The sequence below is a fragment of the Chryseobacterium vietnamense genome (assembly GCF_031454475.1).
Classification (GTDB): Bacteria; Bacteroidota; Bacteroidia; order Flavobacteriales; family Weeksellaceae; genus Chryseobacterium; species Chryseobacterium vietnamense.
Map to the genome: position 1 here is coordinate 562206 of NZ_JAVDQX010000003.1, position 15108 is coordinate 577313.

General features: G+C 36.7%; 13 protein-coding genes. 7 read left to right on the forward strand and 6 right to left on the reverse strand.

Annotation, left to right across the window (positions count from 1 at the left end; all coding sequences use genetic code 11):
- Positions 1–24: 24 nt before the first annotated feature.
- A complete protein-coding gene (locus J2786_RS16550; protein WP_047427518.1) occupies positions 25–600 on the forward strand; it encodes a 5-formyltetrahydrofolate cyclo-ligase in 576 nt (191 codons plus the stop codon).
- Here the strand turns inward: J2786_RS16550 and J2786_RS16555 are convergent.
- Positions 549–1130: a hypothetical protein gene (locus J2786_RS16555; RefSeq protein ID WP_047427520.1), complete on the reverse strand. Its 582-nt coding sequence runs from the start codon at positions 1128–1130 to the stop codon at positions 549–551. The genes J2786_RS16550 and J2786_RS16555 overlap by 52 nt on opposite strands.
- The gene (locus tag J2786_RS16560; protein ID WP_047427523.1) at positions 1114–2295 is read right to left on the reverse strand and encodes a hypothetical protein; all 1182 of its coding nucleotides are present in this window, start codon (positions 2293–2295) and stop codon (positions 1114–1116) included. Before J2786_RS16560 ends, J2786_RS16555 begins: the two co-directional genes overlap by 17 nt.
- A 183-nt stretch (positions 2296–2478) precedes the next feature.
- On the opposite strand from J2786_RS16560, the gene J2786_RS16565 reads away from it, so the two are divergent.
- Positions 2479–2808, forward strand: a complete 330-nt coding sequence (locus J2786_RS16565; protein WP_034694620.1) for a hypothetical protein — start codon at positions 2479–2481, stop codon at positions 2806–2808.
- A 131-nt stretch (positions 2809–2939) separates the two neighbouring features.
- Here J2786_RS16565 and J2786_RS16570 read toward each other — a convergent pair whose 3' ends face one another.
- The 4 genes from J2786_RS16570 to J2786_RS16585 all read right to left on the reverse strand — a co-directional run bounded on the left by J2786_RS16570 (position 2940) and on the right by J2786_RS16585 (position 6966).
- Positions 2940–3707, reverse strand: coding sequence for a TrmH family RNA methyltransferase (locus J2786_RS16570; RefSeq protein WP_047427527.1), 768 nt, complete (start codon positions 3705–3707; stop codon positions 2940–2942).
- Positions 3708–3727: 20 nt separating this feature from the next.
- Positions 3728–4519 carry a CPBP family intramembrane glutamic endopeptidase gene (locus J2786_RS16575; RefSeq protein ID WP_047427530.1) on the reverse strand — a complete coding sequence of 264 codons (792 nt, stop codon included), beginning with the start codon at positions 4517–4519 and terminating at the stop codon, positions 3728–3730.
- A gap of 90 nt (positions 4520–4609) precedes the next feature.
- The gene (locus J2786_RS16580) at positions 4610–5449 is read right to left on the reverse strand and encodes a LytTR family DNA-binding domain-containing protein (protein WP_047427533.1); all 840 of its coding nucleotides are present in this window, start codon (positions 5447–5449) and stop codon (positions 4610–4612) included.
- 11 nt (positions 5450–5460) lie between these two features.
- Positions 5461–6966, reverse strand: a complete 1506-nt coding sequence (locus J2786_RS16585) for a DNA recombination protein RmuC (RefSeq protein WP_047427537.1) — start codon at positions 6964–6966, stop codon at positions 5461–5463.
- Positions 6967–7148: 182 nt separating this feature from the next.
- Between J2786_RS16585 and J2786_RS16590 the strand changes: the two genes are divergently transcribed.
- From J2786_RS16590 to J2786_RS16610, 5 genes are all read left to right on the forward strand, one after another.
- Positions 7149–7823 (forward strand): response regulator transcription factor, encoded by a 675-nt coding sequence (locus J2786_RS16590; protein WP_047427539.1) that lies wholly within the window; start codon positions 7149–7151, stop codon positions 7821–7823.
- Positions 7824–7825: 2 nt separating this feature from the next.
- Positions 7826–9190: a HAMP domain-containing sensor histidine kinase gene (locus J2786_RS16595; protein ID WP_047427542.1), complete on the forward strand. Its 1365-nt coding sequence runs from the start codon at positions 7826–7828 to the stop codon at positions 9188–9190.
- Between the two features lie 482 nt (positions 9191–9672).
- Complete coding sequence (locus J2786_RS16600) at positions 9673–10875, forward strand: TolC family protein (protein WP_310025943.1); 1203 nt, start codon at positions 9673–9675, stop codon at positions 10873–10875.
- 3 nt (positions 10876–10878) lie between these two features.
- Positions 10879–11994: an efflux RND transporter periplasmic adaptor subunit gene (locus J2786_RS16605; protein ID WP_047427545.1), complete on the forward strand. Its 1116-nt coding sequence runs from the start codon at positions 10879–10881 to the stop codon at positions 11992–11994.
- Positions 11994–15092, forward strand: coding sequence for an efflux RND transporter permease subunit (locus J2786_RS16610; protein ID WP_047427546.1), 3099 nt, complete (start codon positions 11994–11996; stop codon positions 15090–15092). Before J2786_RS16605 ends, J2786_RS16610 begins: the two co-directional genes overlap by 1 nt.
- The last annotated feature ends 16 nt before the right edge of the window (positions 15093–15108 follow it).

Below are 15108 nucleotides of genomic sequence, written 5' to 3' on the forward strand. Positions count from 1 at the left end.
TCAGTTAAAAACAACTTAATAATTATGCTAAAAGCTGAGCTTAGAAAAAAATATACCCAAAAAAGAAAAGCCTTGTCTACCGATGAGGCTTTCTTGTTATCTGAGAAGGTTTTTGAAAATTTCATCCAATATTTCAAACCAAAAGAATCAGAGAAAGTACACATTTTCATTCCAATTCCAGCAAGAAAGGAAGTCGATACCCAAATCTTCATTCAATACTTTTTAGCAAAGAATATCCATGTCTATGTGCCTAAAATTGTAGGTGACGAACTTATTAATATTGAAATCTTTGAAGACACCGTTTTTGAAACCAATCATTGGGGGATTTCAGAACCGGTCTCCAATATGGATTCTGGTGAAAAATACTTTCATTACGTGATTACCCCTTTGTTGTATTGCGACAAAGAAGGAAATAGAGTAGGATATGGTAAAGGTTTCTATGACGGATTGTTTCAGACGATATCCGGAGAGACAAAAAAAATCGGAGTCAATTATTTTGACCCCGATGAATATGTGGATGATACCTGGGAAAATGATATTCCCCTGGACTACCTGGTTACTCCTACAGAAGTACTGTCTTTCTTAAGTGGCTTGGAATAAAAATCTAAAAAGTAGAATTTAAACTCTTTTTTAAGCTTGGAAGTGGAAAGCAGTATATATTGTGCATTCTTTTCAAAGCTTCCCAGCGACTTGTTTTTATTATCAAAATACTCAACATTGAACTTGGCGTAGTCTAATGTATCTTTTTTATAAAACTCTTTATATACATTCAGGTTGCTGACTTTTGCTGTTTTTGCTTTCATGCTGTCCAGTTCCTTCAGTAATTTTTTAAAGGTCAGAGAATCCGGTTTGTGAAAATAGCTTTCCATCTGGGAATAGATAACAGTATCTATTTCCGTATTCCTGTTTCCGCTAAGATATAGAGTAGAAAGATCCAGAAGTTCCTGAACTTTCTGTTTGGTGATGGAATTAATAGCCTGCATACTATCCATTTGCACGGCAGGATAGCTTTTTTCATTGTTGCTGTTTCGTAGTTTATCGAGGTCGCTTACCTCTGAGGTTTTATTATTACAGGCAATAACTAAAGTCAGAAGCACGGTGAAAATTAAAAAATTACTTATTCTTTTCATCTGTGGTAGCAATTTTAAATTTGATGGATACAATTTTACCTTTGATATCCTTTTTCATTTCTATTACATTCAGGTTTTTCAGAGAGGTTGTTGGAGTCGTTACCAGAGTGATATACTTCTGCTTATCCAGTCTTTCAATGCCGTAAGTATCATTATCATAGACTTGATAGATCACTGCATTACTGCTGATCAGATTTTCCAGCTGGTTTCTTTTCTGCTTAATCAGTGCAACCTGCTCATCTGGATTCCCGCCTTTGATGTCTTTTATAGAGAAATAATACACAGCCATCTTGTAATCATCCGGCTTTAGTTCTATTTTTTCTTCTTCAGGAGCATTTTCAAGGTTTCTGTTTACCTCCAATGGTTCGTAGAAAGGAGCGCTGATTCGCATTTTCAGATTTTTATCCTTGGTAGAATAATAAAAACACTCGCCCGGTTTTATTTTATACATCAATGGAGATTCGTTTTCTTTCACCACCATTATTTCTAAGGTATTGATTACAGAAACTCCTCTGTCTTTGTCGATGAAGCAATATTTATAAGTTTTTGAAAAAAGAACATCTTTAAATCCTAAAATACCGGTGATGGTAATCAAAACTGAAGTAACGAGTGCCCAGGCATTCTTTTTGAAGAAATTTTTCTTTGCCGGAGCAGGTGAAATTTCAATTTCATTAGCAGTTGTCTTGTTTTTTGTAAATAACTGATTATCAGTAATTGATTTTTGTAAATCAATGTTTTCCTGGGTATTTATTTCAGCTTTTTTGGGCTGAATTTCAGTTTTTGGTAGTTCAGGAGCCGAAGACACTGTTTTTTCAAGTTCATCAATTTCTTCCTCCTCCGGAATTTCATTTTCCTGTAGTAATTCACCGGCAAAAAGATGTTGCTTTTTGAACTCGTACCATGAGTCGTAACCTGCATAAATACTCAATAAATTGAGCATATCTATCCTTGGTAATTTAGTAACTGGTGAATTTTTAAAATAGGTATAAAATGACTTTTCACTGATGTTACCTTTCGCTTTTTTTCGAAGGTCTTCCTGAAAATATATAATATCTATACCCTTCCACTTGGATATGTCATCCTGCGAAGGGGTATATTCTTTTAAGTATTGACCCTGAACATCCTTTTTTAGCTGTTCAAAGTGTAATAGATCTAAATCTGTCAATTTTTCAAAAAATAATTAAATTGTTGATTATCAGCTATGTTTTTTTGTAAAACTATTTTACAAAGGTATTACAATTATTTTTCATAGACAAATTTTCTAACTGCTCTACCTTTGTCTTGTTCAAATAACAGAACAGAAGAAAATTTTATAAAACAATATTAACAAAATTAAATTTAATTTATTATGAAAAAGTCATTATTCGTAGCTGCTATCGCTGCAATCTCTCTAGTTGCTTGTAAAAAAACTGAAGCTACTGCTACTGAAGGTACAACTGATTCTGCTGCTGCTACTGTAGCTGATTCTGCTGCTGTAGTTTCTGATTCAGCTGCTAAAGTTGTTGATTCTGCTGCAACTACTGCTGTAGAAGCTACTAAAGATGCTGCTGCTGCTACTACTGCTGCTGGTGCTGAAGTTGCTAAAGATGCTGCTAAAGGTGCTGCTGACGCTGCTAAAGGTGCTGCTGATGCTGCTAAAGGAGCTGCTGATGCTGCTAAAGATGCTGCTAAGAAATAATTCTAGCATACGCTTAACAATAAAAGAACCGTTTCACCCAGTGAAACGGTTCTTTTATGCTTAGTCATTGCGAGCCGTAGGCGAAGCAATCTCATTAATAATAAAGTTCAATAAAGAATAGCCCAATATATCTAGCCTTTCTTCTGTCTTAAAGATTCGTAGCAGGTAATAGCTACCGCATTGCTTAAGTTCAAAGAATCAATACTTCCAGCCATAGGAATTAATGTGTTTTTTCCTTTTCCAATCCAGAAGTTGCTTAACCCTGAATGTTCCGTACCGAATAATACCGCAGAACGCTGTCTGAAATCTCTCTTATAAAGATCTTCAGCACTTTCGTCCATCAACGTTGTGTAGATACTGAAGCTGTTTTTTTGCAGGAATTCCAAAGTTTCTTCATTTTCAGCCTGATAGACTTCCATCCCGAAAAGACATCCTACACTGGATCTGATCACATTAGGATTGTAGAAATCGGTTTTTCCGTCAGCAACAATCAGAGCATCAATCCCAAATGCTTCACAACTTCTTAAAATAGCACCAAGATTTCCTGGTTTTTCCACTCCTTCCACAATGATTACCGTAGAATTTTCTTTAGGAACAAATGCTGAAAGTGAATTTTCTTTGGCATGGTAGACCCCGATAATTCCTTCAGAACTTCCTCTGTAAGCGATTTTTTCATATACTTTCTCGCTTACATAATGGATTTTTCCCTCGGGAAGAGTTCCTTTAAAGATATTTTCACAGATAAAGAACTCCAGCGGTTCAAAATCATACTGCATGGCTCTTTCATTTTCTTGCTGGCCTTCTACTACAAAAACTTTTGATTTTTTACGGAATCTATTGTCAGTAAGGAGCTTAGTGACATTTTTTATTTTATCGTTTTGGAAACTTTCTATCAACATGCTGCAAAATTATGCAAAATTTATGATTGAACTTCTCTGGTTTTGACAAAAAGGGTTTTCCACGTGATCTCAACAGGAATTTTATGTTTCTTTTTAAAATTGATAACAACTGCGATCATGATGATAATAGAAAAGACTTTATAAATATTTCCATAGAGATTTCCTGAAACATTTTCAGATACAGAAAAGATTTCCCAATACAGATTCATATAAAAATGAAGAAAAACAGCCGTCCAAAGGTTGTATCCGGATTCAAAGTAGACCCACGCAAAAAATATTGAACCCAAAAATGTAATAACAAATATCTCAACAAGTTCTGTTATGTTATGGCTTTGGTATAAATGGACCTGTGCAAAGAGCATCGAACCAAATAATGCTGACGATAAAAAACCAAGCCTGGTAAATCTGTACACAATTCCGATAAGAAAAGCTCTGAAAATAATCTCTTCAAAGAAAGCTGACGAAACAGTGTTGATGAATAGAGCTTCAAAGTCGATTGCAGTAAGCATTTTAAAATGAAACAGATATCCGGTTAGCATAGGAAGAGTTCCGGCAAATGCCAATGTAAATCCTTTAAAAATAGGATTATTTAAAGAAAACAGATCCCAAATACTTCTTTCGGGAATCAAAATCTTCAACGTAATAACCAGCGGAATTAAAGTAATGGAATATGCAATGACATGCGAAATAGCTTTGCTGTGAAAAACTTCTTTTGAGAAGACCTGAATGTTTTTGAAACAGAAGAAATCAAAGAAATAATAGAAGGTAAAACCCAAAATAAAGATTAGAATGAAGCGGATGTTTTTACTCATGTTTGTTAATTTTGAGCAAAAATGTAGCTTTTAATCAATGCTTTCAAGGTAAAGTGATGAATGACAAAGAAGAGTGACGAATGACAAAATTTATGAACTTCGCTTTTGCAGCTGAGGGATAATTGTGGTAATAAAACTTCTTGAAACAGGAATTTCAAAATCAAGTTCCGGAAGAATTAATTTATAACCTTGCGCGTTACCTTTCAAATCTTGTACCTTTCTAAGATTGACAATATAAGAACGATGACATTTTTTGACAGCATCAGTTTCGATCTGTTGTAAAACATTGTATAAACTTATTCTGACCAATATTTTTTTTACATTTTTATTCTCTAGAAAATAAAAGGTACAATAATTTTCCATCGACTGAACGCACAGAAAATCATTTTCGCTTATCATTAGTTCTGTATGCTGTGCTGATATTTTTAATAGAGTTTCCGGTAATTCAAGATCTGAAACCGGAAGATGCCGAGAAATATCGCGGGCCGTATTTTCATGAATATTCTTTAAATAAATATATCTGGATAAAATATATATGATAGAAATAGGAATACCTATTGCAAGAGAATAAAGTAGCATATAAAAATAATTACCCAGATCCAGTTCTACATGGCTTAAAAATAGTGAATTATAAAAGTAGGATAGGACAGAACCTAAAAAAAGGATGAGAATTTTTTTTAGGAGCTCAGCACCAATATTCCAGTTGGTAAAACGGGAAGTTATAAGATTGGCCATAAAAAATGCAGTTCCGAAGATAATGCAATAAGGGAAGAGCAATAAAAACTTATAGGGATGATGAAAGGTCTCCGTACCGAAAGGTTGAAAAATAATCAAAAACAGATACACCAAAATTCCTGCTCCAAGGGAAGAAACGAAAATTTCTTTGAAAGATTCGGATTTTGGGTATGGATAGGCTGTAAATGAAAACATAACCTCCGTTTTTAGCTTTCTGATGGTTCAATAAGATTACTGTTATCGATAAGACTTTGGGGCAGATCTTTTTTATTTTTAATTCCTAATGATTTCAGTTTTTGAGTTTGAATCACCAGGTTGTCATTTCCGGTGTGAAGCTGTTTGTAAGCATCATTATAAACATTTTTCGCCTGATCCAGATTTCGGCCTACTTTTTCCAGATTTTCTACAAAGCCTACGAATTTGTCATAAAGTCTGGCTCCACGATCAGCAATTTCAATGGAGTTTCTGTTCTGATATTCACGTTTCCAAAGATCGGCAATCAGCTTAAGGGAAGTAATCAGGTTACTTGGATTCAGCAGCAGAATTCTTCTTTCGTAAGCATAGTTCCACAGATTCTGGTCTGCCTGCATCGCTGCAATATAAGCCGGTTCACTTGGAATGAACATCATCACGAAATCCAGAGATTTTCCATAGTCATCATATGCTTTTTGACTAAGCTGATTAATATGGTTTTTGATCGATCCAAGGTGTTGGCTCAGTTTTATAGCGTAAACATCTGCATCGGTTTCATCTACCAATTCTGTGAAAGCTGTCAGAGACACTTTGGAATCAATGATGACATTTCTTTCGTCGGGATATTTTACAACAGCATCAGGACGCATTTTCTTTCCGGAGAATTCTGAAAACAGGGCTTTGTTGTCTTCATCACGTAATTCATGCTCCAGGAAATATTCTCTTCCTTTTACCAGTCCTGATTTTTCAAGAATGCTTTCCAGAATCATCTCGCCCCAATTCCCCTGGGTTTTACTTTCTCCTTTTAGTGCGCGGGTCAGTTTTTTGGCGTCCTCAGAAATCTGCTGATTCAGTTCCGCCAGTTCTTTCACTTTTTCAGCAAGGGAGAAACGCTCTTTGTTTTCCTTTTCATAGGCTTCGTTGACTTTGTTTTTTAAATCAGCGATTTTCTCCTGAAAAGGCTCAAGGATATTTTTTAAGTTATTTTGATTTAAAGCCGTAAACTTTTCTGTTTTTTCTTCTAAAATTTTATTGGCAAGGTTTTCAAACTGAAGTTTAGAATCTTCCTGGATCTTGACAATTTCCTCTTTCTGAGTATCAAGTGACTGTTGAAGACCTTCATTTTTGGCAGAAAGCTCAGAGTTTTTAGCAAAAAGAGTCTGTTTTTCGAGAATAAGGGTTTCTATCTGAGAAGTCTGTCTCTGATTGGTTTGTTTTAACTCCTGAAATTGGATGCTTAAAGAAGCATATTCTGCGGAGATTTTAGAAAATTCATTTTTCAGATCATCCAGAAGATCCTGTTGCAGCATATTGGCTTCTTTCTCTTTACTGATGATTTGATTAAGCTCCTGAATTTTCAGGTTTGAATTTTCAAGATCAGATTGCGTTTTAATAGATAACGTATTCAACAAGTCATAGGAACTTCTTGAAACCATTGATGATTTCAAGGCAAAATATAATATAACCGCACCCAGAACGCCACCGGCAATCAATCCAATAATTAAATATATCATCTCCATCTTCCAAAATTATGAAAAAAGGCTGGAAGCTGTATGGGCAATACCGGTTGTTTGTTCTACTATTTTAAAAGACTGACGAAATGTTTGAGACTATTTACCAGAGCTCCGGCACTTCTCTCTTCCAGCCTCCAGCTTCCTTTCTTAATTAGAATACCTATATTTATGGGAAATTTCCGAGCCTTATGAATATTTTGTTGGTAGAAGATGATCAGAGAATCAGTAATTTCCTTATAAAAGGCCTTTCTGAGGCTGGTTATAATACGACTCTTGCCGATTCCGGGGAAAAGGCTCGTGAGCTTCTTCATACCTATGATTTTGATATTATTTTAATGGATATTATGCTTCCTGGGCTGGATGGAATGCAGCTTACCCAGATTATCAGATTTAAAGGAAATTATACTCCGATTTTGGTTTTAAGTGCCTTGAACAGCCCCGATGATAAGATCAAAATGCTGGATATGGGCGCTGATGATTATTTATCAAAACCTTTCCATTTTGAAGAACTGATTTCAAGGATTAAAGCCTTAACCAGAAGAAATAAACTGAGCTATCAGAAAGAAGATCAATTGTTATCATGCGGTAATATCACCATTGATACCGATCTTCATAAGGTAACGCAGAACGGTAAAGAAATAGAGTTTTCTCCAACTGAATATAAACTTTTTACTTTCCTGATGGAGAATAAAAATAAGGTGCTGAGCAGAACCCAGATTCTGCATAAGGTTTGGGGAATTGATTTTGATAATACAACGAATGTAGTGGATGTTTATATTTCCTATGTCCGTAATAAAATTGATGAAACGGAACAGAAAATTATTCATACGGTAAAAGGAACCGGATATTTGATCAAAGACTGAATATGACCCTCAGAAATAGATTTACCCTTATTTCAAGCCTTTCATTCGGCATTGTTTCTATCATCACATCTGCGGTGATATTTTTTGCCTATTATGACAGTACCAAGATTTTTTATTTTGAAAAGCTAAGAAATACGGCCCTGATCTCTGCTATTTATTATCTCGAAAAAGATGAGCTTCCGAAAGACCGTCATGCCCAGATTAAAAAAGAATACAATCACCTGATTCAGAATAACAGGGTAGCGGTCTATAATCAGAATAATGAAGTCACTTTTGGCCATAATCTGAATGATAAGAATATAAAATTATCCCATTTGCAGTCAGTCAGGACTAATAAAGGAATTCAGTTTATGTCTGATAACCAGTTCTACTACGGGATTTTTTATCCGGACAACCAGGGTGATTTTGTGGTTTTTGTAAAATCCTCCAACGATTCTTTCCAATCGCAGATCCTGAGACTGGCTATTATTATGCTTTCGGTATTGGTCATTGGTCTGCTTGCGATTTATTTCCTGAGCAGATATCTTTCCAAGGTAGTTTACAAACCTATTTCCAATGTGGTAGAACGTATCAATAAAGTGGAATATGATAATATTTCTACCGCAATTATTACCTCTGCTAATACCAATGATGAGATTGAAGATCTCATTAAATCTTATAATAAACTGCTGGGCAGGATTTCTGAAAACGTGCTTTTACAGCAGAACTTTATCAATTATGTTTCTCATGAATTTAAAACGCCCTTAGCGGCGATTTCCGGAAACCTGGAAGTCTTTGCACAAAAAGACCGAACGCCGGAAGAGTATAAAGCGGTGGCTAAAGAGTCATTGGAAAATGTATATGAGATTGAAAATATTCTCAACAATCTTTTGCTGATGTCCGGAATGACAAAACTGGAGTCTTCTCATAAGCTGATGAGAGTGGATGAACTGATCTGGAAGATTTATGAAAAACTAGAACCTAAAGCAAAAGAAAATAATTCATCCATTAAAATACATCTTCAGGTAACAAAACCAGCTCTGCTGGAATTCCCCGGCAACGAAACATTGCTGTATCTGGCAATATATAATATTGTAGAAAATGCTGTCAAATATTCCTATGATAAGCCTATAGTGATCACATTATCAGAAAAGAACAGCCAGCTGTATATTGAGGTCAGAGATGAAGGAAGAGGGATTCCGGCTGATGACCTTGTAAAAATATCCGAAACTTTCTACAGAGGAAAAAATGTTGATACTGTGAAAGGAAGTGGAATTGGCTTATCACTTTCAAAAAGTATTTTTGATCATCATCATATTGTCATGAAAATTGATTCTACGGTCAATGTGGGAACCAATGTTCTTCTGGAATTTCCTGCCCATTCCTGATTTTTTCTCCCACAGATTTGCCAGATCTCGCAAATTGGTGATTTTAGATTCATTTTAAATCTTAAAAAATCTATGTCATCCGTGAAATCTGTGAGAGATTAAAATATTCAATAGGAGCGGGTTTTAACCCGCTTACAAAATGCATTCAACACCCTTCGGCTTCAGCCAAAACATAATGTGATCATCATCATATTGTCATGAAAATTGATTCTACGGTCAATGTGGAAACCATTGTTCTTCTGGAATTTCCTGCCCATTCATAATTGTGTTATTTGTGAAAAGATTTGTGTTTTTAGTGTTTTTAAAAAAGTTCTAATCAAACTCTAATGTTGGACTAACCGAATTTTAATTTTCTTTACAATTCCCTCTAATATTAGACAAGTAGCTTTGTGGTCATAAATAAGAGACCCTTGAAGAAGCTATTTTTTACACTATTTTATATTCATTGTTTCAGTTTCTTTTCAGCACAGATTTCAGACACTATGAAAATCAGCAGAAAGGAAGCTGAAACTATTTTTCTGGCTAAAAACCTTGACCTTATTGCACAGAAGCTTGAAATTTCACAAGCAGAGGCAAGAGCTGTCCAGGCTAAATACTGGCCTAATCCCACATTGAGTATCAGTGAGGTAAACCTATGGAGAACCTATGACATCGAAGAGCAGCCTGCGCTTATCGGAAACTGGGGAAAGAATACTCAGATTTCTGCCGAAATAGAACAGGTGATTCAGACTGCCGGAAAGAGAAGAAAAAATATTGAACTTCAGAAAATAGAAGTGGAAGGAGAGAAGTATGAACTGCAGGAAGTTTTACGTGAACTTAAGAAGACGCTTAGAAATACCATTACTGAAATTCTTTACAATCAGGAACAGCAGAAAATCTATCAGGGACAGATTGCTTCCATTGAGAAATTAACAAAATCCTACAACAATCAATTAAACCTTGGGAATATCAGTAAAGCTGAATATGTCCGCTTAAAAGCACAGGAAATCGAATTCAAAAAGAAACTGGTTTCATTGAAGCAGGAAATTGAAGATCAGCAGGTAGAACTGAAAGCGTTATTAATGCTGCCTTCCCAAACATATCTGGTGATTTCAGATTCGTTTGTTATGCCCGAAAAACAACTTTCAGAACTGGAAGTGACTCAATGGATGGAAAAGGCAAAAGAAAACCGTCCCGATATCATGATCGCGAAAAATAAAGAGAAACACGCTGCCAAAAATCTGGAAATTCAGAATGCTATGAAGACTCCTGATGTTACTCTTTCTATAGGATATGACCGGGGAGGAAATATTATGAAAGATTTTATAGGATTAGGTGTTTCTGTGGACCTACCCATTTTCGACCGTAACAAAGGAAATATTCAGGAAGCTAAACTTGAGATTGAGAAAAGCAAACTGGAGACCCGGAAAAATATGTTGAAATCAGAGAATGAAATTGTCTCTGTCTTCAGAAATTATATCAGAACACAACAGGTTTCCGAAGAGATTGATGACCATTACGAATCTACGCTGGACGGCTTGTTGGTAAGCCACGAGAAAAATTTCAGACTAAGAAATATCAGCATGCTTGAGTATATGGATTTTCTGGATACCTACATCGGAAATAAAATGATCATCCTGGATACTAAAAAAGAACTTAATCAATACTACGAAAACCTGCAGTATGTTGTAGGACAAGATTTATAAGCTATGAACAAAAATATTACCAAATACAGTGCTGCGGCTTACCTGTCTGCCCTCATTATTTTTACAGGCTGTGCCGGAAAAGTAGAAAATAAAGAAACAGAAAAAACGTATTGCATCAGCAAAGAACTTAAAAAAGAGATTAAACTGGCCAAAGCAGAAATGCTTCCCATAGAAGAAAGTATTACGCTTACCGGAGAAGTGGAAAGTAATTCGGATAAGACGGTTCCTTTTGTAAGCCTTGTGGACGGCGTGGTGATGGATACTTATTTCTCACTTGGTGATTATGTGAAAAAAGGGCAAACCCTGGCGAGTGTAAAAAGTACAGCTGTCAATGAAATGCAGGATGATACGCAGACCTTACAGGCCCAGCTGGCTGTTGCGAAAAGAAAACTGTCCTCTGTAGAAGCGATGTATAAGGATGATATTGCCTCTCAGAAAGATTTGCAGGAAGCACGTTCCGAAGTTGCGATATTACAGTCCAATATTTCCAAGACACAGAAAAATATGCAGCTGTATTCTGCAGGAGGAAGCACGATTCAGATAAAAGCACCCGCAGACGGATATGTTATTTCAAAGAATATTTCAAAAGGAATGCCTGTTACTGCCGGCGGTGATCAGCTGTTTACTATTTCCAATCTGGATAAAGTATGGGTAATGGCCAATGTATATGCCACCAATATGAGGCATGTTTATGTAGATCAGCCTGTAGTGGTAAAGACTCTTGCGTATCCTGATGACAGTTTTTCAGGAAAGATCAATACTATTTCCCAGGTTTTTAATGAAAATGAAAGGGTCCTCAAAGCCAAAATCATTATGGATAATAATGGAATGAAGCTGAGACCGGGAATGTCCGCAGATGTTGTATTACCCATTAATTCACAAAACAAAAGTGCATTGGCAATTCCTGCAAAGGCTTTAATCTTTGATAACAACCAAAGCTATGTAGTGGTTTATAAAAAAGACTGTGAACTTGAGATCAGACCGGTGACGGAAATCGCTTCCAACAGTCAATATATCTATGTAGAAGGTAATTTAAAACCAGGTGAAAATATCATTGCTTCCAACGGCCTGCTGATCTATGAAAACCTGAAAAACCAATTAAATAATTCCACGAAGTAATGCGAAAGTTTGTACAGAATATAGTTTCCTTCTCGTTAAAAAACTCTTTGATTGTTCTTTTGGGAACCTTCCTTTTGCTGGCCGGAGGAATCTATTCCTATCTGCATACACCCATTGAAGCATTTCCGGATGTTACCAATACAAGGGTAAGGGTTATTACCCAATGGCCGGGAAGAAGTGCTGAAGAGATTGAAAAATTTGTCACATTACCCATTTCCAAAGAAATGAATGCCATCCCGAACAAAACTTCGGTGCGTTCCATTTCCTTATTCGGATTGTCTGTGGTGACAGTTATTTTTGATGATCATGTCAATGATTTTTATGCCCAGCAATATGCTTCCAATAAACTCGGAAATGTAGAGCTCCCCGCCGGAGCAGAATACAGTATTGAGCCTCCTTCCGGTGCTACAGGTGAAATTTATCGGTATATTATAAAAAGTAAACTTCCCATCAAAGAAGTAACTGCTATTCAGGATTGGGTGGTGGAAAGAGAATTGCTTGCCGTTCCCGGTGTGGCTGATGTGGTAAGCTTTGGTGGAGAAGAAAAAACATATGAAATAAAAATTAATCCTACGGAATTACACAATTACGACCTTTCCCCCCTGGATGTGTATGAAGCGGTTTCGAAGAGTAATATCAATGTAGGAGGAGATGTAGTAGCAAAAGGTGATCAGGCTTATGTAGTGAGGGGGATTGGTCTTTTGGAGAAAAAAGAAGATATTGAGAATATTCAGATCGAAGTAAAAGGTTCTACACCTATTCTGGTGAAACACGTAGCGGAAGTAAAAGTTTCTGCAAAACCAAGATTAGGACAGGTAGGATATAATAAAGAAAATGATGTTGTAGAAGGAATTGTGATCATGCTTCGTGGGGAAAATCCAAGTGAAGTTATTGCAAGACTGAAAGACAGAATAGAAGAACTGAACGGGGGAGAACTGCCGGGAGATGTTCAGATTGTTCCGATCATCGACCGTACGGAGCTTGTGAATACTACAGTGCATACGGTTTCTAAAAACCTGATCGAAGGAGTTATTCTGGTTTCCATTATTGTGTTTATTTTCCTTTACAACTGGAGAACAACTTTCATTGTAGCGTCAGTAATTCCTTTGGCTTTCCTGTTTGCTATTATTATGCTTAAAATTCAGGGATTGCCTGCCAACCTGATTTCTATGGGAGCGCTGGATTTTGGATTGCTTCTGGAAGGAACGCTGGTTATTGTGGAACACGTCTTTGTTGCCCTCGAGCTTAAAGCAAAAAAGATTGGATTGCGGCGATTCAATAAAATTTCAAAACTGGGAATCATCAAAAAAAGCGCAGGAAGTGTAGCGGGTTATATTTTCTTTGCCCTGTTGATTCTTATCGTTGCCCTGATGCCGATTTTCTCTTTCCAGAAAGTAGAAGGGAAAATGTTCTCTCCACTAGCATTTACGCTGGGATATGCATTGTTAGGATCATTGATCTTAAGTTTGACCTACGTTCCGGCAATGTGTAAACTTTTACTGACGAAAAATATTGAAGAGAAAGAAAACTTTATTTCGAGATTCTTCAGAGTCAATATCTATAGAATCTACGAATTCAGTGACCGTTATAAAAAAGGATTTATCATTGGTTTTGTTGCCTTGCTTTCTGTTTGTGGCTGGAGATTCTCCAATTACGGATCCGAATTCTTACCGAAACTGAACGAAGGTGCGATCTATGTAAGAGCAACCCTTCCCAACAGTGTCAATCTGGATGAATCTGTTAGGTTAACCAAAGAGATGAAGGAAATTCTCATGAAATATGATGAAGTAAAATTTGTTATGACCCAGACAGGTCGTCCCAACGATGGCACCGATCCCACCGGATTTTTTAATATCGAATTTAATATTCAGCTGAAACCGGAAAATGAATGGAAGAAAAAAATATCCAAAGAGGAACTTCTTGAAGAAATGAGACTCTCCCTTGAGAGATTTCCGGGAATCAATTTTGGATTCAGTCAGCCGATACAGGATAACGTGGAAGAATATGTGGCAGGAGTTAAAGCTCCGCTGGTCATTAAAATTTTTGGAAATGATTTATTTGAGCTTGAAAATTATGCCAATAAAGTAGCCAATTCCATCAGAACAGTTCCGGGAATATCAGACGTCAATGTATTCAAGAATATCGGGCTTCCGGAATTGAGAATACAGCTTCATGATTCCAAAATGGCAAAGTATGGAGTGTCCATGGCAGATGCGCAGGCTGTGATTGAAATGACAATCGGAGGACAGGCTGCCACCAAGTTTTATGAAGAAGAAAGAATGTTTGACGTAATGCTCAGGTTTGAAAAAGAATACAGAGATACGCCTGAAAAGATGGGGAATATTCTGATCCCGACTCAGGACAATAAAAAAGTTCCGCTGAAAGAAATTGCAACCATTGATTATCATACCGGACCGTCATTTATTTACCGTGAAGGAAACAGCAGATACATCGGAGTTGGGTTCAATATTGAAGGGCGTGATCTCGGAAGTACCATCAAAGAGGCCAAAGCGAAAGTAGATCAGGAAGTAAAGCTTCCGAAAAAACATAAAATGACCTGGGCCGGAGAATTTGAAAGTAAAGAAAGAGCCGCAAAGCAGCTGGCTATGGTAGTACCGATTTCTTTAGTTCTTATTCTGATGCTGCTGTATTTCAACTTCGGAAACATAAAAGATACGCTGATTTCATCCATTACACTGGCATTTGCGTTTATCGGAGGGTTTTTATCCCTTTGGTTTACAGGAACCATCTTCGGGATCTCAGCAGGAATCGGATTTATCATTCTTTTCGGAGTGGCCACTATAGACGGTATCGTTCTGATCGGGGTGATGAAAGAGAATCTGCAAAACAGAATGTCACTCAAAGAATCCATTGCGCAGGGAGTGAAGAGCCGAATCCGTCCGGTGGTGATGATTGCCCTGATGGGATCTATGGGACTTCTCCCTGCAGCAATGTCAAACGGAATGGGCTCTGAAATTCAGAAACCGTTAGCTATTATGATTGTTGGAGGACTGATCATCTGTATGTTGCTGTCATTTACAGTACTGCCCATAATTTTCCATTATGCTTACCGTAAAAAGCATAAGGAAGCAATATAGTTTCTTTTATTTTGTT

Excerpts from the sequence above, each read along its gene's own strand:
- J2786_RS16550 (WP_047427518.1), top strand. The coding sequence starts at position 25 with ATGCTAAAAGCTGAGCTTAGAAAAAAATATACCCAAAAAAGAAAAGCC.
- J2786_RS16555 (WP_047427520.1), bottom strand. The coding sequence starts at position 1,130 with ATGAAAAGAATAAGTAATTTTTTAATTTTCACCGTGCTTCTGACTTTA.
- J2786_RS16565 (WP_034694620.1), top strand. The coding sequence starts at position 2,479 with ATGAAAAAGTCATTATTCGTAGCTGCTATCGCTGCAATCTCTCTAGTT.
- J2786_RS16570 (WP_047427527.1), bottom strand. The coding sequence starts at position 3,707 with ATGTTGATAGAAAGTTTCCAAAACGATAAAATAAAAAATGTCACTAAG.
- J2786_RS16575 (WP_047427530.1), bottom strand. The coding sequence starts at position 4,519 with ATGAGTAAAAACATCCGCTTCATTCTAATCTTTATTTTGGGTTTTACC.
- J2786_RS16580 (WP_047427533.1), bottom strand. The coding sequence starts at position 5,449 with ATGTTTTCATTTACAGCCTATCCATACCCAAAATCCGAATCTTTCAAA.
- J2786_RS16585 (WP_047427537.1), bottom strand. The coding sequence starts at position 6,966 with ATGGAGATGATATATTTAATTATTGGATTGATTGCCGGTGGCGTTCTG.
- J2786_RS16590 (WP_047427539.1), top strand. The coding sequence starts at position 7,149 with ATGAATATTTTGTTGGTAGAAGATGATCAGAGAATCAGTAATTTCCTT.
- J2786_RS16595 (WP_047427542.1), top strand. The coding sequence starts at position 7,826 with ATGACCCTCAGAAATAGATTTACCCTTATTTCAAGCCTTTCATTCGGC.
- J2786_RS16600 (WP_310025943.1), top strand. The coding sequence starts at position 9,673 with ATGAAAATCAGCAGAAAGGAAGCTGAAACTATTTTTCTGGCTAAAAAC.
- J2786_RS16605 (WP_047427545.1), top strand. The coding sequence starts at position 10,879 with ATGAACAAAAATATTACCAAATACAGTGCTGCGGCTTACCTGTCTGCC.
- J2786_RS16610 (WP_047427546.1), top strand. The coding sequence starts at position 11,994 with ATGCGAAAGTTTGTACAGAATATAGTTTCCTTCTCGTTAAAAAACTCT.